Here is a 20,179-nt window from a genome sequence, read left to right on the forward strand (position 1 = left end):
ATTAAGCATGAAAAACACTGACAAAATCAATAAGAAATACGAGCAACAGCATCTAGATAACATCAGGAGGAATCAAAAACGTGTCAAGCGAGCATACAACAAAGCGATAGACAAAATCTATGCAGGTTTAAGCCTGCCTAAGCCTTCTGTTGCATTCGATATTACTAAGTACCCTAGAATCAATAATATTGTCAATGAAGTACTAGCTGAGTGGAATGAAGAGTTCTTGACAATTATGGTTAATGGAGTTCATGAAGCTTGGAACCTATCAGAAACTAAGCTTGACGAGATCCTTGGTCAATACACTGCAGGTCGAGCAATGTTGCCGAAGATCAAAGAAGCATTGAATTCTAAGAATCAAGAAGCATTGAACGCTTTCCTTGATAGAACCAGTGGTCCCCAGGGCTTGGATTTATCTCAAAGGGTGTGGAATTATCAAAACCAATTTAGAAGTGAGATTGAAAAGAACATGGCTATAGGTATAGAGCAGGGAGTGCCAGCGGCAAAATTGGCATCACAGCAAAAGCAATATCTTGTTGAGCCTGATAGATTGTTCAGGCGTGTAAGAGATATGGAGGGTAATCTTGTTCTTTCTAAAGCTGCAAAGCTGTATAATCCAGGACAAGGGGTGTACCGGTCCAGTTATAAGAACGCATTACGTTTTACACGTACAGAAACTAATCTAGCCTATAGATCCTCTGACAACGATAGGTATTCTCGATCTCAAGTTATTCTTGGTTATGAAGTCAAGCTTTCTGCTAGGCATCCTATGTTTGATATATGCGATCATTTAAAAGGGGAGTACCCGAAGACCTTTAAATTTGTTGGTTGGCACCCACAATGTATTTGTTATACTGTACCAAAGCTTCCGACTGCATCAGAATACAAGAAGTTTGAAGATGCGGTTCTGAATGGAGAAAACTACACCTTTAAAGATCAGGTATCACAACCTCCAAAAGGGTTTGGTGAATATGTAAAAGCTAATTCTGATAGGATCAACAACAGAAAATCACTGCCTTATTGGATCAGAGACAATAAAAATTCCTTTGATCTTGCCGTTAAGTCTGCAAAAAATACTCTAGTGCTTACCAAACAAGAGACTAAGGTGTTTTTGAAAGATAAGCTAGACACCGAAAAAGTATTTATGGTTGACGGAAAGTATTTGCCAGAAAGAAAGATCCTCCATGATCGTATAGTCAATGATTATTTTGATCAGTTTTCTAAAACAGAGGGGAGCAAGGTGTTTATGCTTGGAGGTGCTCCAGCAAATGGTAAATCTACTGTCGTTGACGGAGGCTTTTTACCCCATCCAAAAGGTGCGTTCATTGTCGATCCCGATAGAATCAAGTCAATGATTCCTGAATATAGAATGTTACTTGGACAAAAGGATAAAAGTCTAGTCAAGAGTGCTGCAAACTTCGTCCATGAAGAAAGCTCATATCTTGGTAAGCAGATTCGAAAAAAGGCATTAGAACAAAGTTATGCTGCGGTACTGGATGGCGTTAACGATGGTAAAATTGAAAAGCTTATGAACAATGTTGCTGCTATTCGTAAAGAGAGTGGCGGTAAGCCGATCCGTGCAGATTATGTCAGCCTTGACACTGGGTTGAGTTTGAAGCTTGCAGAGGCTAGGGCCAAAGCTACTGGACGTAATGTTCCTTTGGACCATGTGCGTGATCAGAATAGGGAAATATCTATTTTACTGCCTAAAGCGATCGAGGAAAAGGTATTTGATGAATTGTATCTATGGGACACCAACCTAGAAGGTAAAGCGAGACTGGTGCTTACTCAAATTAATGGGAAACTAAAGATCCATGATCAGAAATTGTACAACGATTTCTTGAAGAAGGCTAATTAAAAGGAAACTCTATTGACAGCCCTTTAGCTTTCATTTCGTTGATTTCCTTAAGCAGTGATCGCTCGTGATCATTTTGAGGTGTACGCTGGCCCCGTTCCAATAACACCCCGATAATGTCGGGATCAAGATTTGGATCATTGTTTTCGTACACCTCAATCTTACGACCTCGGAAGTATGATACACTAACGAGTTTGCCGCGATATTTTGGATCTATGTTGCTCATATTGTTAAAATTAATTAAAAGAAACAGAATAGCGGTCATTTAGGTGCTATCTTTTACCTTTCTAATCTTTATACTTATCAACCCAAACTTGATAATCCCCATCTCTCTTTATACTAAAAACCATAACATTATTAAACGAGCCTTTCTCGTTTAAAGTTGATACCTTTTTGAAAGTATACACACTAGATAAGCTACTGTAAATACCATCTGAAACTTGCATTAATACAACATACTCACCTTTAGGAATGTATTCTTTATACTGATAGCCATTAACAGATTTGTATTTTGCGTTAGATATTAAACCTTGAACAATTTCTTTATTATGACTGACCGGAAATTCATTTGCTGGGATAAAAGCGATGTTAGCGTCAATGTAATTATGTTTCAATATCGATGACATTTGATTATCCTCTATTGTAGAGGTTGCATTGATAAGTATACTTGACTCTTCATCTTTCTTACATCCGACCAAAGTAGCTACTGCCACAAACAACATTAAAAATTTATTCATAATTCCATGATTTGATAATGTAGCAAATATAAGGAATTTCGATGCCTGTGTTTACGGAAATCCGTAGCTAATTTAAATATATTGCTTTTATCAAGTTTATCCTATTGCTGTATGCTCGTTGTATATCCAATAGATTCAATAGGATATTTGTGACAAGTTCATCTTCCTTCGGAGACAAATCTCGCATGGCATATAGACGAAGATATTCTTCAATCTGTGCATCGATACGTCTTTTGCGTTCTGTCAAATTTTGGCTTTCAAAGTTATCACCTAAGTGATCATAAATAATGTAATCTGTAGTTTTCATAATATTTCATTTTAAAAGTAGACATTCTGACTCCTTTGTCAACTATATAATTATTTTGTTGATAAAGCTTATTAAGTCAGAAGCGATGAAACAAATATATGTGCTATTATTTATAATTCAAAGTAAAATATAAATAAAAGTGCTATAATTTGCATTAGTACTGTTTATCATTTACATAATCGTATTGTAAGCGATGCCAACGGCTGTTTATGATATATTCACCTTTTAGCCTGCTTAATTTTATAGCACTTAAGAATTCTAAAAAACATAATTATGTGGGAAAAAATTTTAGCACAACTGGTTGCCAAACATCCAGGGGTGTCAAAAGCTGTTTTGGGACTTATTGCTAAGAAGTTAGCGGAGAAAGTAACAGAAGAAAACCAAATCGAGGGAGCTATAAATGATTTTGAAGCTAACTCAACCTTATCAATCAAGGATTATGCAGATTTCGTTCAACAACAGGGGGATGCTAGGGTAGGTGAAGCAAAGAAGAAGTGGGATATAGAGAATATGAAAGCCGATCCAAATAACCCTGATCCTGAAAAGAAAGATGAAAATCCAACAGAAATGCCTGACTGGGCAAAAGCTCTGCAAAATTCTGTAACAACACTGGGACAGCAATTTGCGCAAAAGAAGAATGAATCAACTTTAGCAGCTTTGATTGCAAAAGCGAAGGAAAAAGGTATTCCCGAAGCATACGCAAGAAAAACTATAGTAGGGGAGGAATTCGACTTAGACTCAACTCTTTCAACTTTAGAAGCTGAATGGACTGAAATCAAACAAGCAAATCTTAACGCTACGGTTGCCGGCGAAAAGGTGGTATCAGGGGTGAAAACAACTGGAAAAGAGGTTTCAAATGCGATTGCAAATTTTGCTAAATCCAACGTTGAGGCCGCGGGGGCAGCTAATAACTAAACAAAGTTTTAATTAAAAAAATTACTATGGGAGTAGGATATAAAAGAACCGATAGTACTGGTGACATTCCAGTATGGCAAGGGGACGGAAAGGATATTCAGCTTGCACAAGGTGGTTTTTTATTTGAGAAAGGTGGGTTAGCAGACGGTACAATTATCAAAGCAGGAACCCCGATGATTTTCAATGAAACCACACGCAAGGCGAAGTTTCTCGCAACTGGTAAAGTTGTTGAAAATGCTTTGGCTGATGCAGTTGCTTATAAAGTGGCTAAAGGGCACACTTTAAAAGTCGGGGATAACTTCGCTGAAAAGCCAGCAAGCGCCGCTTATCCAATTACTGAAATTAACACTAGCAACATTGATTATGATGTTGTAACTGTTGAAACTACAATTGGAGCAGTAGCAGCTAATTCGCTCGTGTTTGGGTCTAGTACAACTGGTGCCGCAAATTCAAGTTTTGGTGGTGTGAATGGAAGGCTTTACCGTGATCAAAAGATCGGCGATGGTGAAAGTTGCAGTGTTGTTATCCGAGGTACAGTATATGCACGCAGAGTGCCATACTCTAAAGAGCTAGAAACGGCTTTACCTCATATTATTTGTTCTCAATCATTTTAATCAATGGCAATAGTAGCATCATTATTTGGAGATTTGGCCAGTAGCCAAAATCTTCAAGCTTTAATCGATCCACAACTTCAGTTGCTTTATGGCCAAACTAAGTGGCGTAAATACTTAGAATGGGGTATTCCGCAAACTGAATTAACTTTTGCGACTGCGATCGGTCGCCAACGTATACAAGCCGCCGCTTCAATTACAGATCCTGATGCTCCGGCTCCTTTGCGTTCAAACAACAAGCTTGAAAAATTGGAGGGTGGAATCCCTACAATGAAAGAAAAGTTCGCTTTGGATCAGCAGGATTATCGAAAGCTAAAGTCTTTAGAAGCTCTTCCAATTTCTGATCAAGCAAAAGTTCAAGCGCTAATCAAAGTACTTTGGAATGCAGTAGAGGATGCAGCAACTTCAACAGACAAGCGAATAGATATCATGTTTTTTCAGGCAATATCCAATTTTAGCATTGATGTTGGCGTTTTAAATAACCCTGACGGTGTTGATTTCGGAGACCTCGATTTGCTTGCAAAACCGCACCAAAAACGTACCGTTCGTGCGGTATGGTATAACCCCGATGGGTCTCCAAATCCATTGGCAGATCCTTTCCGAGATATCGAAGAAACAGTTTCATTTGCTTCAAAGAGTTTCGGACGCACGTTCGCTGAAATTTGGATTGAACAAGAAAACTGGTTTAACTTCAAAAATCATCCAGCGGTAAGGGATAAAATAGCAGGTTATCAGAATCCAGGATCAAACGCTAAATTCGTTGTTACAGAAGATACTATTAATGAGTATCTACGAGCTAACAAATTACCAGCAATGGTGATTATCAACGAGCGTATCGGAGTTGAAAAAGACGGTATCATCCAAACTACCAATCCATTCAACGTTAACAATCTTGTGTTTGTTCCTGCTGGAAAGTTAGGAACTGTACATAACGCTGTTTCTATTGAATCATGGGAACCAGTTCAAGGTGTAAATTACGCTAACTACGATCGCACGTTAGTGTCGAAATGGCGCGATAACGAGCCTTGGAGGGAGTATACAAAAGCAGAATTACACGCTTTCCCTGCATTGGAGCAAATTGACGCAATCTATTTACTACAAACTGATGTACCGACTGTATAATGGCTGCAGGTGAAGTAAAAACGAAAAAGGAAGATACTACTGCACAAGGTGCAGGCAGTACTTCCGTTGATGAGATCATCCAAACAAGCAAAACTGACGCGCCAACAATAGACGAATCTATTAAATCTGATGTTGATACATCAAATGAAGCGCCTCAATGGGCTTTAGATTTAATCGAATCTAACAACGCGGTGATTGAATCAAATAATGCTGTGGTTTTAGCTGTTGAGAGTTTCAACGAGAATGCTTCAAGAGTGGTTAGGGAGGTCTTAGAGGAAGCTAGATTAGTTGGCTCAACAAAGCCAGTAAACACAGCAAAGCCGAAAGCCGAAATTACAATCAACAAGAAAGCTACCTATGTAGTCGCAAAAGGTAAAAAGTTTCAATCTTCTGTAAGCGGAAATATCGTTGAAGAAGGAACTGAACTGAATGGGTTGGAGACTGAGCGTTTACGGAGCTTGATAGCTCAAGGTATCGCTGTAGAGAAGTCGGAGGATTAATCATGACTAAAAAAGAAGCCTTTATAAATGTCGTTCAAGTCGGTACAGTCGATGATAGCACGGCCGAAATGTATCTGCTTTCAAAAGGCATTGTTCCTGATGACAGTTTTACAGGGGATTTAGACGAGTTGGAACTAGCGGCAATACCGTGTATTCAAAGTTTGATAACTGTTAGCTCTCAAAGCGAAGGATCGGCTTCATGGAGTATGGACCGGGAAGGGATTAAACAAAGGCTTCTTTTTTTAGCTCGTAAGCATGGCTTAGACGATGTTGTAAATGCAATTGATGCTAAGCCGATCGTTAAAGCGTACAACAATTGGGGGTTATGATCAGAAAGAGAGCGCATAAACTAAGGTATATCGAGGTTACTCCTGGTCAATCTTTTCAAGATGAAAATGGCGATTGGAAAACTGGTCCATTTACTGAAAAGGAAGTTGTTTTGAATTGTCGGGCTGATGTGAATAGCGGAGGTCGAACGATAAAGAACAACGATGGACAGGACTTTGTTTATAGCTTCTCAATTTATCTGAACAAAATACCCGAAAGCCTCGAGCGAGGAACGTTCATTGAGATCATACTTGATAATAAAGTTATTGGAAGCGGTCATGCCATAATGCCATGGAGTTACCAAACAACAAACAAGATATGGGTCTAAAGCCGCGCTTTACACGAAGTGTCATAAGTCAGGCTGTAGAAAAGCATAAGGCTCAATTCCGAGAAGCTGTAATAAACAGATTCGAGCTAGTGGGATGGGAGTTTGTGAAAGCAGCTCGTGAAAAAACAGCTAATGAAGGAGGCTTTAACGATGTGACCGGTAACCTTAGAAGTTCTATAGGTTTTGCTATAGTTGACCATGGTCGAATTGTTCAAGAAAACTTTGACGGAGCCCAAGCAATCGGTAAGCAAGAGGCGGAAAGTTTTATAAGTGAACTATTGGGAGATTTTGAAGATGGTTACGCGCTTATTGTTGTTGCAGGGATGGGATATGCTGCCGCTGTCGAAAGTAAAGGAAAAGACGTTATAACAGGATCCAGTTTAGAGGCCGAAGCGACTTTAAAAACTGCAATTAGAATGTTAAAAAGGAGTTTATGATAACGAGTATCGAAGCCGGAAATATGTTGTTTTCCTTTTTGGGAAAATCGATTCTTATGACTGACATAAATAAGCCAAGCGGTGAGTTATGCAAGTTTGAAAGGGCAGAAGGATCCACCAAAGAGGACATTGTTATTAACACACTTGGATTAAACCGTGAACCGGTTCAGAAAGGTGTTTTAATCGTTAATATTTATGTGAGCAACCTTGATCCTGCAAAAATTCCAAATATCGGCACTGGAAGAAATAGACCTGATACGGCGAGATTACTTTATTTATCTAAGCTTTTCCAATCTGTATTTAACGATAACGATGAGACAGTTTCAGAGGTTTGGATAAATCAAGATACGTGCTTTGAAATTACGAGTGATGATCAGTTTTCTGATGTAAACAATCAGCATTACATAAGTTTTAGAATTAATTTTTTTACCATAAAATAGAAAGAAAATGGCTAGACCAAAAAACGTGTTAGGCTTAAAGGCAGTTAAAATGGGTGCCGTTGGAGCCGATGGAGGAATGGGTACAGTCTTAACAGAGATTTTGGGGGCTACTGTAAAGGGGACCGCATCGTTAGTGTTAAATGAAGGCAGTTATACTGAAATAGAAATCGAGGAAGAGGATGTTGCTTATGACGAGTTGACCACACAGGCGCCAAAATGGGCGTTTACTTTGGAATCTTACAATATGTCTGGAAAAGCATTGTCTGAAATGGGCGCTGGTGATCTTGAACCTGGTACCGCGGGTGCACCTGATTCGATCGGAATGGACGTTCCTATTGATCAGGAAATGTCTATAGAATGTGAGACTAAAAATGGAGCGAAATTGCAAATCGCGAGAATGTTAGTTCGGATCCGTCCACAATTCGACTTGATGAAAGAGCAATTCGGTAAGGTAATCGTGACAGGTACACCATTGAAACCAACGAAAGCAGGATTGAAAACCGTTGTTAAAACTGATGCTCCGGCATAACAAAGTAGACAAATCGGCTCTTTTGTCTATCATTTGAGCCGATTTATTTATTCCCTTATGAAAGAAACAACTCAAGATACTATAAACGCCTTTTTAGACGAGGGGGATATCATGAATATTCCAATTCTACCTAAAAATAAATGGCACGGCTTTCTACAAAAGATCGGGGTTTGCAAAAAGCATCTAACCTATACTTTAAGGAGAATAAGAGTCGGTAACCGGGAGCGTATAGCACAAAAGGGATTGAATATCCCTGATGAAATAAATGACGGTACACCATTGCTGACAAAGATTTTCGAACTATCTACGAGCAATAACGCCGACTTGATTTATTGTGCAGCTGTGGCGCTTCAAAATGACAGAAATGAACCTACAGAAGAATTGTTAGACACCTTGAAATGGGTTGATGACGATTTACTTTACAGTATTTTGGAGAGAGGACTTTCCGAAATAGACATTCAAAATTTTTTAAAATCTATTGTCTTGATGAAGGGAACAAACAGTTTGATGAAAACGGAAACCCAATAGAAAAAGACAAGCCTAAAAGATATCCAGGAGATAATAGCCTGAATGCACAAATAAACAATTATAGAAAGTATTTCCGTGATAGCTCTGACTATATAAAATGGGAATTATCCTATTACAATTTCTTATGTGATTTGGTAACTATCCCAAGCGTAGATACAAATGACAAAGAAGAGAATGAGGTTGAAGGAAAAGATGAAGAAGAAGAGTTTTTGAGTAAGATCCTATAGGAATGGCAGAAGTAAATAGATTAGAGTGGGATGCCTATATCCGAGATTCCGAGTTGATGGCATCGGTTAATCGAATAGAGCGCAGAGTTAACGGCATGGTTGATAATGTCACTAGAAGTGGCAAAGGCATGGAAGAGGTATTTTCCAAAATGGCCAAGGCTGCCACGGCATTTTTCACAGTTAATCAAGCGCAAAATTTTGTACAGCAACTAGTCAAAGTACGATCCGAATTCCAGCAGCTTGATATAGCTTTTACTACTATGCTTGGTAGTAAAGAAAAGGCAGACAAGTTGACAAAAGATCTGATAGATTATGCTATGTTGACTCCTTTCGGGATGAAGGAATCTGCAAACGCAGCGAAACAACTGCTGGCTTACGGTTCCACTGCTGAAGATATAAAGCAAGAGCTTATAATGTTGGGGGATGTCGCCGCTGGTACATCCCAGCCAATAGGAGAACTTGTCTATCTGTACGGAACCTTGCGAACCCAGGGACGCGCCTACATGATGGACATTCGTCAATTCGCTGGCCGTGGTATTCCAATCTATAAAGAACTTGCAGAAGTTTTAAAAGTTGATGTCAGTCAAGTTAATGCTTTTGTCGAAGCTGGTAAGGTTGGGTTTGCGGAAGTGCAAAAGGCTTTTCAAAACATGACCGCTCAAGGTTCTATGTTTGGTGGTTTGATGGAAGCTCAATCAAAAACAATTCAAGGAGAGCTTGAGCGCTTAGGCGATGCTTACGATATGATGTTAAATAAAATGGGAACCCAAACAGAGGGAACCATTTCCAACGTAATTAAAGGAGCATCAGTCATTATAGAGAATTATGAAACGGTCCTAAATATTATGGGCGCGTTGGTAATTACATACGGTGCATATAGGGCCGCTTTAATTGCTACAGCTGCATTACAGCAGGTGAGTGCCGCAAGAGCGGTTGGAATGACAAGTGCTGAACTATTGCACCTAGGAGCCATAAGCGCTAAGACTGCAGCTATGAAAGTCTTAAATGCTGTCATGGCCGCCAATCCAGCAATTTTTATGACTGCAAGTATTTTAGGGCTAACGGCTGCTGTGTATGCATTAACTCAAGTTACTGACGCGACAAGTGCGGCACAAGAGCGTTTGGCTGTTGTACAGGAGGTAGGAGCAAAAAAAGCTGATGAAGAAAAGAGAAGTGTTGAACAATTGGTCGCAGTAATAAAAGATCATACTGCTTCTGTTGAACAACGCAAATCTGCTTACGACAAGTTGCAAGCTCAAACCAAGGGAATTCTTTCTTCCTTTAGTCAAGAAGAGATAGCTATCGGAAAGGCATCAGATGCTCTAGCAACTTACGTTCAAAACATTGGCCGTGCCGCTTCTGCACGAAAGGCGTTTGACGAATTTAATGCATTAGCCGAACAACTTGAAGTCATAAATCGCAAAGGTATTGACGGTGTAGGTATTTGGGAAAGGACTGGGCGTGCGATGCAAAATGCCTTTGGAGTTAATGGATCCGATGCAGCCAAATCATTTTGGGGATTTGGGGATAAGAAAGGAGACAACTTTATTGTTGATCAACAGAAAGATGTCCTAAAGAAGCAGATGGATGAACTTCAAAAAGAATTCGGCAAGGAATTTAAAGGTTTCATTTCCGGAGTTGAGGACACAGTAAAAGATACTACGCCTTCCAGTCTATTTGTTGAAGGGTTAAAAGATCCGATCAAGAATTTCAACAGCCTTATTAGGTCGGTATCAAATAAAGGTGAGCTTGATACCCTGAAAAAGGCGATTACAGAAAAAATGGAAGCATTGGCTCCTGGTGATAGTCAGATAGCCGGGTTAAAATCTAAGCTTAACCAAATTGCAAAGCTTGAGGAAGCTTATTCTATTACAAAGCCCAAATCAGATGAGTCTATAGCTAATTCTCAATTTCAAGATGCAGAACGCTATTTAGCTGCTTATGAAAAGATTACTAATGCAAGGCAACAAATGCTTAACTCACTACTTCATCAAGATCAACAGGAAATTGCTTCAACGAAACAAAAGTACGATTCCCTTCGTGACGAGATTCGCAAGTTTAATGCTGATCCAAAAAATAAAACTAAAATCGATGTAAAACAGATTGACGAGATAGAGAGACGAGATTTAAACGAGGTTATTAACAAGCAAGCGAACACACGTAAGTTAACGCAGTACCAAGAAGATTATACTAACTACTTGAAGTACGAGCAACTTAAAAAAGAAGCAGGCGACCAGTTTGCTAATGAGCAGTATGGCAAGTATGTAAATGTAGTTGAGAAGATGAAGGGCGAATACGCTGGTCTAGCTGCAAGGCAACAAATAACAGGTTTGTCCGGCGCTGATGAGAAGTATTTCAAAGAGCTAGAGACGTTGTTAAAGGCTCACGGTGAAAAGGAGAAGGAAGAACGGAATTCACGTTTTGTAGAAGCATTAAAATTGTCTGAAACATTTTCTTTTAAAGAACAGGCAATTCGAAAAAAACACGCCGATGCTTTCAAAGAACTAGAAAAGCAAAAGACTTCTATTACAGAAAAAGAGTTTAAAGAACGTACAGAAGTTCTTAAAAAGGCCCAGCAAGACGAACTAAAATCATTGGTTGAATCAAATCCTGAGTACGAGAAGGCGATGAAAGATATTGATGAGTCTTCTAAATGGTTGCTTGCCGAGGCTTTTAAAAGAGGTAAAGATATTGTCGATAAAATTATTGACGGGATGAGTATTACTCCTCAACAAAAATCAGAGCTAAAGAAAGTATATGGTGAGATTTTCGATAAAGGCGCAAAAGATGCCGAAGGTGGGGATTTACAAAGATATGAAGCTGCAGTAAGTTCTTTTGAGCAATTAGTTAATTCAGCTACACAGTTTGATGGAACAATGAGCAATAGTTTAAAGACTATTGGTTCAATGATTAGGCAAGTTGGAGATTTAACCAAAACTCTTAGTGATGTAGGGTCGGGGATGTCAAAAAGTGGTACCGTATTAGCTGTTGCTGGGGCTATCGTATCGATGATAGGAGGTATCACCGAAGCCATATCTAATGCCAGGTTTGCAAAACGTGAGCAATATCAAAATCAGATTGATTACAGCAATGATTATCAATTAAAGCAAGTTGAAGCAATTACCAAAGCTCTAGAGCGTCAGCTTGCTCTGATCCAGGAGATATATGGGACTGATCGCGTTAATGAGTATTCACGGGTTGTAAAAGAGTCAACAGATGCATTTAATAATGCTATTAAGTCATTTGATGGTGTTTCTGCTCCGACTTCCACGAGTGGAGTAAAAGACAAGAATCTACAACACATCATGTCAGGTAATGCTGGTTTGGTAAAGTTTAAGCTTACAGGTGATAGTTTTTATGATGACTTCATAAAAAAGCTTAATGAGGGGGCAGATTTTGAAAAAGCATTCGGCAAGAAAGGGAGCAAGCAATACGATATGGCAGCAGCTGTTCTCAAGAGAATGATAAATGATGGAATGCTGAAACCTATTGAGCTTGGTTTTTCAACAATTGAAGATATTACCGTCGCTAAGATTGAGGACCTACAACGCTTGATTGATGAAGGTAAATTGGATGATATATCGAAGAGACAAGCTGAGGCAATCATCAATAGTTACAATATCCTAAAAGATGCTATGAATCAGTTGCGAGAAGAGTTAACTGGTGTAGCGTTTACCTCTTTGACTAATGGCATTGTTTCCATGTTTGAGCAAGGGAAAACCAGCGTTAAACACTTTACAGAATTCTTTGAAAAGCAGATGCAACAAGCTGTATTGAAAGGGTTTTCCCGTAAGATGATTGAAACCCAAATGCAGTCGTGGTATGAAGAATTTTATAAGGCAAGCGAGAGCAATGGCGGATTAGATGCAGGTGAAATAGAAAACCTTCGTAAAGCCTATTTCGGTATTATGGAAAAAGCTAATGCTGAGTTTGAAGAGCTTAAAAAGCTTGGAATAGGATTGGGTGGAGAGGGGTCTTCCTCCCAAAGTGAACTTTCCAAAGGGATTCAAAGTATGTCAGAAAAACAAGCCGATCGCGTGGAAGCTGAATTGGGAGGTTTGCGGCTCGCTCAATTAGCATTGGTGGAATTAGAGAGGACCAATCACGCAGATAATGTACGAATCATGAACTACCATTTAAATGAACTGTCTGCAATCAGTAACAATACATACCGGACGGCTAATAACACAGATCGCCTGGCTAACATCGAAACGGCCATCGTACAACTAAACAGCAAGATTACAAACACAGATGCTATCAGGAGGGGCGCAGGTTTATAATGAGTAATTACAGAATCAACGGGCAAGATCCTGAGACGCTTTATAATTTACAAATACTAAAAGGTATTTACGAGCAACTAGATCAGAAAGCCGAATTGAAAGACAATGGTCTATCGATAGATTGGGCAGAAGAAAACGGCACAGAGCGTTATCATGGGTTGCAACGTTTCAAAAGCAAAACATACAATATCCAATGTCTGATAAAGTGCAATACATCTGCAGAGTATGATGCATCTATTGAGGCATTCGATGATTTCATTGATACAGCAGGAGAATTCAACTTAGACATTGTCTCAAAAAACAAACGATTAAAGGTGTCCTTTTTGAATATGACCAATTTCAAAAAATACGGCAACAGCGCAACTTTCACGCTGGTATTGGCAGATGATTATCCAACTGAAAAATTTACAATTAGCTAGGGTATGATACACGAGATAAAGAGAGGAAACACAGTTATTTGGAGCGGTAAAGCTATCGGGCGTCAGTACAGACGTATTATGCAGGAAGACCGTGTAGAGGTGACCATAAATACGGCAAGTGCGATAAAATTCAAGAAAGGTGATATGTTGGTTGCTTACGGGCAAACCTACAAGCTGAACCGTCCCGAAAACATCAGTAAAAAGAATACGCAGATAGGTTATTCTTACGAGATCGAGTTCGAAGCATTGTATTATGACTTCGGCAAATGGATTCTTTACACCCTAGATAAGAACAACTCTTTGAAGGAGCCTGCTGTTTATCTGATGGGTGATGCTAAAGCAATCCTGGGCTTGGTTATTCAGAATGCAAACCGCGCTTCCAGTGGGTGGACTTTGGGTGTTATCGATGATACTGAGGTTTTCCAGTGGACGTACAATGGAGGGAAGCTATTGACAGTTATACAGGACATCGCCGATCAGACGAATCTTGAATTTTGGTTCGACAACGGTGGTAAGCGTCTGAATTTAACGAGACGTCAGCCTGTAACAGGTATTCAGCTTGCATACGGCAAAGGGAAGGGTTTATATGAGCTTTACCGCTCTAGACGGGACAATCCGGTCGTTACGCACTTGACAATCTTAGGAGGCTCGCAAAACATTCCTAACAACTACGGTTTCCGTGAGATTCAGCCTACAGGGGGTAACCCGATGGTTAATCCGAATTATGTAGCCGGTATGGATCGCGTGGAAAATACGGTAGTATACGAAAACATCTATCCGAGATTGATTGCTAAGGTGACGGCCACGAGCGCGCCAAATGTGATCCGTTCAACCGATATCGATTTCAATTTGAATGATCACCTACTTGATGACGGAACCAGTGCGCAGATCGCCTTTACTTCAGGGTTATTAAATGGTTTTAAGTTCACTATTCAAAAAACAGGATATGTACATGCGACTAGACAGGTAACTTTCAACATTATTCAGGATGATAAGGCTTATCCGGGGGGAGTTCCTGATACCTTATTGAAACCTGCAGTTGGGGATAGCTTTGTTTTCTTGAACATCGATATGCCTGCTACCTATGTGACGAATGCAGAGGGAAGGGTAAAGGACACAGGTGATCAGTACTTTGCGGAAGAAGGTGTTGAACAGTTCGACTGGTCTGCAAAGATCACTCCTAAGTTTGCATTAGAAAATAATACAGAGCTAGTTCTTGGCGGATTGGTTCATCTTAAAGCTGACGATATCGGCTTTGATGGTAATATCCGAATCGATAGCTATTCGCGCGATCTACAGGAATCGTACCGGTATGATTTTACGTTAAGCAACATTATATCGATCAATAGCCTTGTAAGGCAACGGAACCAAAGCGACCGATTGGCCAACACTGTAACCAAAGGTATTTCGTCTGATGGGCTATCGACAAAAGCAACCTATGCGGAGCGTGCAGGATATGCCGGTACCGCAGGGCATGCAGCTACAGCAACCAATGCTGCTACGGCAAACTTTGCAAGTGAAGCAGCTCATGCAGCATTGGCCGATCATGCTACAAATGCTGACCATGCATTGAAAGCTGATCTAGCTACACGAGCAATCAAAGCGGATCTAGCTGATAACTCTATCCTATGGAATGGACTGGCGCAACCCAATTATCTTACACAACCTGTCCGTCCTGTTGATAGTCCAAAGTTCGAAGGGGTGTCTTCTCCTTCTTTTCAGAGTGGTTGGACTGGTAGTGGATATAGAGTCTCTAAAGATGCTAATGGTAAATACATATTAGAGGTTGACGGCCTTTTTGTGCGCGGTGAAGCTAATTTCTACAGCCTTGTCGTTAATGAGCTTAGAGCTACTAACGGAGCATTGATCGTGTCGGACGGTATTGAGATTACTGGAGCAACAAAGACAGGCAATAACTACGTGTGTACATTCGATACTGATGGAGGCACTATCGGCAATCCTTTTAGGGTTGATGACGTGGTGAAATGTCAGGTGTGGAATGGTAAAGCTGCAAAGCTTTTTGTTGGACGCGTGTTATCGACTACATCATCCAGTTTCACTATATCGATACTGCAAGGTTCGTCCATTCCTACTGAGGGAGATCACATCGTAAGGATAGACAACTTTACAGACAATAACCGCAAGGGCATCGTTTACATTACGGCTAGTGATTCCGGTGCACCTTATGTTGATACTGTCTACGGCATGTGGACATCTCCATCGACTAGTATACGCACGAGAATGGGGAATCTGTCTGGTATTGTTCACCCTACTTTAGGGACATTGACGGGGTTTGGACTATATGCTCAAGGGGCATATATAGATGGTGTGTTAGTCGCCAAAGCTGGTAGTAACGTCTACAATAAGGGAGAAACGCAAGCCGAAATAAGCAATGCTGAAGGAAGGATCAATCTTTCAGTGACCAATAAGATTGATGGTATTAAAGTAGGTGGAAGGAATTTGTTAAGTGGTTCCAAATCAAGTGGTCTAATCACAACGAATAGTACAAAAGAATTTACTTTATCTACTTGGGCAGGAGTAGTATGGTCTGCTGATAACTCAGGGGCTTTACTTGTTGATGGGGAAACATACACTATTGGGTATGATGCGGAACTAATAGCTAGAACATCTGTACCAACACCATTTGGTTATCAAGTTGGTTTTGCTCTATATAACGGCACTAATAGTATATCTCTATTATCGGCTACACTCAAAACGTTAGGTCAAAAAGAACGTAAAGTAATTTCTTTTGTTGCGCCAGTTAATAGTAAGAACTATGCTCTATTAGCTTATACTAATAGATACACAACAAACGGGAATACACCTGTAGGTTTTGATACAGTAAAATTCACTAACCTTCAATTAGAAAAAGGTAATAAAGATACGGATTGGGGGCCTGCATATGAAGATATTGACGCAAGCATAGATACTGTTAAAAGTTCTGTTTCTGATCTTTCTATTGTAGTTGACGGACATACCGAGCAAATATCTTTACGTGCCACTAAAACAGAGGTTACACAGTATGTTAATGCTAACTATAACCCAGTGCGCCACATTAGGGATTATCTAAATGGTAGTAATGTAAATGCTGGTAATCATTGGGTTGAAATAGAAGCTATTGATACAAATAATGTAAATGTTGCATTGGGTAAACCTGTATCAAGTGGTGCAGGTGGTGCTAATTTAAATCTTATCACTAATGGTAATAAAAGTAATAGTCAAGAATATGCTTATACAGGTAATGGTGAAAACTATGTTCAAATAGATTTAGGTGCAATATATTATAATATCAAAGAAATTAGAGTATGGCATTACTACGCTGATGGTAGGAAATACAAAGGGAATGTTACTCAAGTAAGTACCACGGGTGCAGGTGGTAGTTGGACAGTATTATTCAACAGCAATAATGAAGGTGAATATGTTGAAACATCAGCAGGTAAAACCCACTACAATTTAAAAAGTAGGGATTCTATTAATAATTTATCTGTTACTACAGAAGCTAAGATTACTTTAATAAATGATTCAATATCATTAAAAGCAGATAGAAGTGTAACAGACGGACTCAATACGCGTCTAAATTCAGCGGAAGCTAAGATTACTCCTGATGCTATTAATGCAACTGTTAGAGGTCAGGTTAATTCAAAGTCAACAGGTGAGATCTTAAGGCGTGACCCTACATTTCTTCAAGGTAACAATGGTATGTCTGTTTATAATAACCTAGGTAATGGTGTAGTTACTTTTGTAAGGGAGAATGTTCCAGGAGGGGTACAGCCAACGGGCTCGCCTTGGCGATTGAAAGTCACATCAACGGGTTCAGCAAATCCAAATTGGGGAGGTATAGCCTTTCAATATACAGGAAAAGTAAGTGTAGTATATAATTATAAGCTAATAGCAAGCATACCTGTTGGTAGAAGGATTAATCACGCCGCTAATGCAATGGGTACAGGTTCATCTGAAGTATGGTTAACATCACAAGAAGGTACAGGTAAATTTGAAGAATACGTTGTTCAGGTTACCTATGGTACAGGTGCAGTAAGTAGTTCAGGTTTTTTTCATATATCAGGCGGAGCAACGCCAACACCTGCAAATCCGTTGGTTTGGTACGTAGCATTTGCTACAGTATACAACGTATCAAGTGTTGACGACACCCCCACGGTTACCGAAGTTGAATCTTCTTTCTCTATGACAGCTAATAAAATGAAGCTGTTTAGTGCAGAAATAGAAATGTCGGGTATTGTCACCTTCCAAGGTACAAATGCACAGAATTCTGCTAATGCTGCTCAGGGTACTGCTAATACAGCTAATACAAAAGCAGGACAGGCAGATACAAAAGCTACCAATGCTCAAACAGCTGCTAATACAGCTGACGGTAAAGCCGTAGCAGCTCAGAACACGGCTAACGCGGCTAACGGAACTGCAAACGCAGCAAACAATCAGGTTAATGCATGGAAGTATCCGAATAAGACCACTATTAATGGAGGTGCAATCGAGACTAAAAGTATCAAAGCCTTACAGATCGATGTAGAAAACCTGTTTGCTGAACAGATAACAGCAACAAATCTAACCGTAACAGGGACTAGTAAGGTAGGAGCGTTTAGAATAGTAGATCAAACTTTAATCGCCGATATGACCAATGCAGATACCAGGATTGCAGGAATAAGATCTATGTCGTATAACCAGGAAGAAGTATTTAGTATTGGTCGCGCCTTCAGTCCATCGTCGGGATCGGATGAAATGTGCTATCTAAGAGATTGGAAGGGCGGTTCACTTAAAGGAACTGGTTTAAGGATTGATATAAAAAACAAACTTGAAGATAATATAGCTATAGATATCGTTAACGGAACAGTAAGAGGGATTCGTTACGATTCGGAATACATAAGTATTAATAGCTCAGGCAGCAGATATGCCGACCAAAATAAATCTATACACATAGTGAATATTTACGGAGGTACAGGAAATTTCGGATGGAGTTTACCGACTGAACCAAAAGATGGTGAAGTACATTATTTCTTATTTAGAAAGTCAGGTAATTCTTCTAGTTGGCGGGTTTATGTTAACGGGGGAACTCCGCCAAAATTAGTTGATAGTTCCGGTAGTTTCGCTAGTGGTATAGATCTTAAAGTAGGTTTTTTAACAAAATTCATATATGTATCATCCATAGGTGGGTGGATTACCGACATGCTACCTTAAAACGATTAGACATGAACAAAACAGATAAAAAGAGAGTATTCGGGTTCAAGGAACTTGGAATGAAAGATTTGGAGGGTGGATTTACTCCATTCGTAATTGATCAAAAGACAGCAGATAACGGGATTGAGCAAGTTTCTTTGTCTGTAAAAATATTTGCTAACACGATCTACAGAACAGGGAGCAAATCAATCGATATGGACAACTTTTTACGCGACTTACACGCAAATGGAGAGGCTGAATTGACTGATGCTATAGCCGTAGAGCTAATCGAAGCGTCCTCGCAATTATGGAGTTATCCAGTTATCAGAGAAATTAATTTACTAATCGAAAAATCAAAATAATCATGGCAGTAGAAACATTAACAAGAACAGTCGAAAGCAATAGCGAACAGAGAGTAAGCAAAGCGGTTTTCAAAGGTTTCAACCTAACCTTTACAGAAGAAAGACAATTAGGAAAGTTGATAAAGGTAGAGATTAACGGTTATAAGCAAACCGCAGAAGGAATGGAAACAGTGTCGCTACATTATGACACCCGGAACGGCGGTCAGCCATCTATTTCTTTTTCTCCTTTATCGGCTGTAGATTCTGAACTAGCAAATGCTATCAGTGCAGAGCTTGAAGTTATTAAGGCAGTAACGGAGTAATCATGGGAAAAGTAGAAAGAAAAGAAGTAAAAGTATTCCATGAGTGGGACTTGTGTGAGGACTGCGGAGGGAGGCTAGAAAGCAAGACGGATATCAGTATGCTTTCCAATCCGCAACGGTACTATAACAAGTGCCAGGATTGCGGAAAAGAGACGGTCAGTCTGTCTCCATCACCTAGTGTAGTTCACGAAGAAGTATAAGTAACAAGCCCCTTCGGGGGCATTTAAAAAGGAAGGGAAGTATGGCGAATTATATATCTTATTCAAGTGCAGGACATCATTTAAAGGACAGCGGCGCCATTGGAGTAAATGGAAGGCAAGAAAATCATGAGACTATATCATTCCGTGATATGGTCAATGCGGAGTTGATAAAGTTGGGCAGGACGGTAGTTCGAGACAAAGACACCGAAACATTAGGACAATACCTAGGACGGATAAATCCTACTGATAAAGATGTTGTAGTTGAACCTCACTTTAATGCTTTTAATGGTAAAGCATCGGGGGTCGAAGTGTTGATTGCTGACAATGCAAACGAGCGCTCTAAAGCAATGGCAAAGGAGCTGTGCGATGGCTACGCTCGCATTATGGGAATCCCCAACAGAGGGGTTAAAACAGAAAGTCAATCGGCTAGGGGTAAATTGGGATTGATGCGTAAAAAAGGAGCGGTTTGCCTTCCTGAATTGTGTTTCATTGACAATCCAAGTGATATGGCAGCTTATGATAGAAACAAGGTTAATCTAGCTTGCTTTACAGCTCAAGTAATGAACAAGTACGATTTAAACTAA

General features: G+C 39.8%; 21 protein-coding genes. 18 read left to right on the forward strand and 3 right to left on the reverse strand.

What is annotated here, in order from left to right:
* Positions 1 to 7: 7 nt before the first annotated feature.
* Positions 8 to 1,858 (forward strand): zeta toxin family protein, encoded by a 1,851-nt coding sequence (locus tag CLV99_RS04855; protein WP_133583353.1) that lies wholly within the window; start codon positions 8 to 10, stop codon positions 1,856 to 1,858.
* Here CLV99_RS04855 and CLV99_RS04860 read toward each other — a convergent pair.
* The 3 genes from CLV99_RS04860 to CLV99_RS04870 form a co-directional block, all read right to left on the reverse strand.
* Positions 1,851 to 2,081: a hypothetical protein gene (locus tag CLV99_RS04860; protein ID WP_133583354.1), complete on the reverse strand. Its 231-nt coding sequence runs from the start codon at positions 2,079 to 2,081 to the stop codon at positions 1,851 to 1,853. The two genes, CLV99_RS04855 and CLV99_RS04860, sit on opposite strands and share 8 nt — an antisense overlap.
* 61 nt (positions 2,082 to 2,142) lie before the next feature.
* Positions 2,143 to 2,592: a putative periplasmic lipoprotein gene (locus CLV99_RS04865; RefSeq protein ID WP_133583355.1), complete on the reverse strand. Its 450-nt coding sequence runs from the start codon at positions 2,590 to 2,592 to the stop codon at positions 2,143 to 2,145.
* Between the two features lie 67 nt (positions 2,593 to 2,659).
* On the reverse strand, positions 2,660 to 2,899 hold the full coding sequence (locus tag CLV99_RS04870) for a hypothetical protein (protein WP_133583356.1): 240 nt from the start codon (positions 2,897 to 2,899) through the stop codon (positions 2,660 to 2,662).
* 273 nt (positions 2,900 to 3,172) lie between these two features.
* On the opposite strand from CLV99_RS04870, the gene CLV99_RS04875 reads away from it, so the two are divergent.
* The 17 genes from CLV99_RS04875 (at position 3,173) to CLV99_RS04955 (ending at position 20,179) form a co-directional block, all read left to right on the forward strand.
* Positions 3,173 to 3,814 carry a hypothetical protein gene (locus CLV99_RS04875; RefSeq protein WP_133583357.1) on the forward strand — a complete coding sequence of 214 codons (642 nt, stop codon included), beginning with the start codon at positions 3,173 to 3,175 and terminating at the stop codon, positions 3,812 to 3,814.
* Between the two features lie 26 nt (positions 3,815 to 3,840).
* The gene (locus CLV99_RS04880) at positions 3,841 to 4,428 is read left to right on the forward strand and encodes a hypothetical protein (protein ID WP_133583358.1); all 588 of its coding nucleotides are present in this window, start codon (positions 3,841 to 3,843) and stop codon (positions 4,426 to 4,428) included.
* 3 nt (positions 4,429 to 4,431) lie between these two features.
* Positions 4,432 to 5,547 carry a major capsid protein gene (locus CLV99_RS04885; protein WP_133583359.1) on the forward strand — a complete coding sequence of 372 codons (1,116 nt, stop codon included), beginning with the start codon at positions 4,432 to 4,434 and terminating at the stop codon, positions 5,545 to 5,547.
* A complete protein-coding gene (locus CLV99_RS04890; RefSeq protein ID WP_133583360.1) occupies positions 5,547 to 6,047 on the forward strand; it encodes a hypothetical protein in 501 nt (166 codons plus the stop codon). The genes CLV99_RS04885 and CLV99_RS04890 overlap by 1 nt, the downstream gene beginning before the upstream one ends.
* A gap of 2 nt (positions 6,048 to 6,049) precedes the next feature.
* The gene (locus tag CLV99_RS04895) at positions 6,050 to 6,376 is read left to right on the forward strand and encodes a DUF6706 family protein (protein WP_133583361.1); all 327 of its coding nucleotides are present in this window, start codon (positions 6,050 to 6,052) and stop codon (positions 6,374 to 6,376) included.
* Positions 6,373 to 6,702 (forward strand): hypothetical protein, encoded by a 330-nt coding sequence (locus CLV99_RS04900; RefSeq protein WP_133583362.1) that lies wholly within the window; start codon positions 6,373 to 6,375, stop codon positions 6,700 to 6,702. The genes CLV99_RS04895 and CLV99_RS04900 overlap by 4 nt, the downstream gene beginning before the upstream one ends.
* Entirely contained in the window at positions 6,693 to 7,139 is a 447-nt protein-coding gene (locus CLV99_RS04905) for a hypothetical protein (RefSeq protein WP_133583363.1), read from the forward strand. The genes CLV99_RS04900 and CLV99_RS04905 overlap by 10 nt, the downstream gene beginning before the upstream one ends.
* A complete protein-coding gene (locus CLV99_RS04910) occupies positions 7,136 to 7,579 on the forward strand; it encodes a hypothetical protein (protein WP_133583364.1) in 444 nt (147 codons plus the stop codon). Before CLV99_RS04905 ends, CLV99_RS04910 begins: the two co-directional genes overlap by 4 nt.
* Before the next feature lie 7 nt (positions 7,580 to 7,586).
* The gene (locus CLV99_RS04915) at positions 7,587 to 8,108 is read left to right on the forward strand and encodes a hypothetical protein (protein ID WP_133583365.1); all 522 of its coding nucleotides are present in this window, start codon (positions 7,587 to 7,589) and stop codon (positions 8,106 to 8,108) included.
* 57 nt (positions 8,109 to 8,165) lie between these two features.
* Positions 8,166 to 8,636, forward strand: coding sequence for a hypothetical protein (locus CLV99_RS04920; RefSeq protein WP_133583366.1), 471 nt, complete (start codon positions 8,166 to 8,168; stop codon positions 8,634 to 8,636).
* A 229-nt stretch (positions 8,637 to 8,865) separates the two neighbouring features.
* Complete coding sequence (locus tag CLV99_RS04925; RefSeq protein ID WP_133583367.1) at positions 8,866 to 13,143, forward strand: tape measure protein; 4,278 nt, start codon at positions 8,866 to 8,868, stop codon at positions 13,141 to 13,143.
* Positions 13,143 to 13,562 carry a hypothetical protein gene (locus CLV99_RS04930; RefSeq protein ID WP_133583368.1) on the forward strand — a complete coding sequence of 140 codons (420 nt, stop codon included), beginning with the start codon at positions 13,143 to 13,145 and terminating at the stop codon, positions 13,560 to 13,562. Before CLV99_RS04925 ends, CLV99_RS04930 begins: the two co-directional genes overlap by 1 nt.
* 3 nt (positions 13,563 to 13,565) lie before the next feature.
* The gene (locus tag CLV99_RS04935) at positions 13,566 to 18,752 is read left to right on the forward strand and encodes a hypothetical protein (RefSeq protein WP_133583369.1); all 5,187 of its coding nucleotides are present in this window, start codon (positions 13,566 to 13,568) and stop codon (positions 18,750 to 18,752) included.
* 11 nt (positions 18,753 to 18,763) lie between these two features.
* Positions 18,764 to 19,093 (forward strand): hypothetical protein, encoded by a 330-nt coding sequence (locus tag CLV99_RS04940; protein WP_133583370.1) that lies wholly within the window; start codon positions 18,764 to 18,766, stop codon positions 19,091 to 19,093.
* 2 nt (positions 19,094 to 19,095) lie between these two features.
* Complete coding sequence (locus CLV99_RS04945) at positions 19,096 to 19,395, forward strand: hypothetical protein (protein WP_133583371.1); 300 nt, start codon at positions 19,096 to 19,098, stop codon at positions 19,393 to 19,395.
* A gap of 2 nt (positions 19,396 to 19,397) precedes the next feature.
* Entirely contained in the window at positions 19,398 to 19,595 is a 198-nt protein-coding gene (locus tag CLV99_RS04950) for a hypothetical protein (RefSeq protein ID WP_133583372.1), read from the forward strand.
* Between the two features lie 41 nt (positions 19,596 to 19,636).
* Positions 19,637 to 20,179: an N-acetylmuramoyl-L-alanine amidase gene (locus CLV99_RS04955; RefSeq protein WP_133583373.1), complete on the forward strand. Its 543-nt coding sequence runs from the start codon at positions 19,637 to 19,639 to the stop codon at positions 20,177 to 20,179.

Source organism: Sphingobacterium yanglingense (assembly GCF_004363245.1).
Lineage (GTDB): Bacteria > Bacteroidota > Bacteroidia > Sphingobacteriales > Sphingobacteriaceae > Sphingobacterium > Sphingobacterium yanglingense.

Coding starts and splice junctions, on each gene's coding strand:
- CLV99_RS04930 (WP_133583368.1), top strand. CDS start 13,143: ATGAGTAATTACAGAATCAACGGGCAAGATCCTGAGACGCTTTATAAT.
- CLV99_RS04940 (WP_133583370.1), top strand. CDS start 18,764: ATGAACAAAACAGATAAAAAGAGAGTATTCGGGTTCAAGGAACTTGGA.
- CLV99_RS04935 (WP_133583369.1), top strand. CDS start 13,566: ATGATACACGAGATAAAGAGAGGAAACACAGTTATTTGGAGCGGTAAA.
- CLV99_RS04915 (WP_133583365.1), top strand. CDS start 7,587: ATGGCTAGACCAAAAAACGTGTTAGGCTTAAAGGCAGTTAAAATGGGT.
- CLV99_RS04890 (WP_133583360.1), top strand. CDS start 5,547: ATGGCTGCAGGTGAAGTAAAAACGAAAAAGGAAGATACTACTGCACAA.
- CLV99_RS04860 (WP_133583354.1), bottom strand. CDS start 2,081: ATGAGCAACATAGATCCAAAATATCGCGGCAAACTCGTTAGTGTATCA.
- CLV99_RS04920 (WP_133583366.1), top strand. CDS start 8,166: ATGAAAGAAACAACTCAAGATACTATAAACGCCTTTTTAGACGAGGGG.
- CLV99_RS04905 (WP_133583363.1), top strand. CDS start 6,693: ATGGGTCTAAAGCCGCGCTTTACACGAAGTGTCATAAGTCAGGCTGTA.
- CLV99_RS04900 (WP_133583362.1), top strand. CDS start 6,373: ATGATCAGAAAGAGAGCGCATAAACTAAGGTATATCGAGGTTACTCCT.
- CLV99_RS04880 (WP_133583358.1), top strand. CDS start 3,841: ATGGGAGTAGGATATAAAAGAACCGATAGTACTGGTGACATTCCAGTA.
- CLV99_RS04875 (WP_133583357.1), top strand. CDS start 3,173: ATGTGGGAAAAAATTTTAGCACAACTGGTTGCCAAACATCCAGGGGTG.
- CLV99_RS04910 (WP_133583364.1), top strand. CDS start 7,136: ATGATAACGAGTATCGAAGCCGGAAATATGTTGTTTTCCTTTTTGGGA.
- CLV99_RS04855 (WP_133583353.1), top strand. CDS start 8: ATGAAAAACACTGACAAAATCAATAAGAAATACGAGCAACAGCATCTA.
- CLV99_RS04945 (WP_133583371.1), top strand. CDS start 19,096: ATGGCAGTAGAAACATTAACAAGAACAGTCGAAAGCAATAGCGAACAG.
- CLV99_RS04950 (WP_133583372.1), top strand. CDS start 19,398: ATGGGAAAAGTAGAAAGAAAAGAAGTAAAAGTATTCCATGAGTGGGAC.
- CLV99_RS04885 (WP_133583359.1), top strand. CDS start 4,432: ATGGCAATAGTAGCATCATTATTTGGAGATTTGGCCAGTAGCCAAAAT.
- CLV99_RS04865 (WP_133583355.1), bottom strand. CDS start 2,592: ATGAATAAATTTTTAATGTTGTTTGTGGCAGTAGCTACTTTGGTCGGA.
- CLV99_RS04925 (WP_133583367.1), top strand. CDS start 8,866: ATGGCAGAAGTAAATAGATTAGAGTGGGATGCCTATATCCGAGATTCC.
- CLV99_RS04895 (WP_133583361.1), top strand. CDS start 6,050: ATGACTAAAAAAGAAGCCTTTATAAATGTCGTTCAAGTCGGTACAGTC.
- CLV99_RS04870 (WP_133583356.1), bottom strand. CDS start 2,899: ATGAAAACTACAGATTACATTATTTATGATCACTTAGGTGATAACTTT.
- CLV99_RS04955 (WP_133583373.1), top strand. CDS start 19,637: ATGGCGAATTATATATCTTATTCAAGTGCAGGACATCATTTAAAGGAC.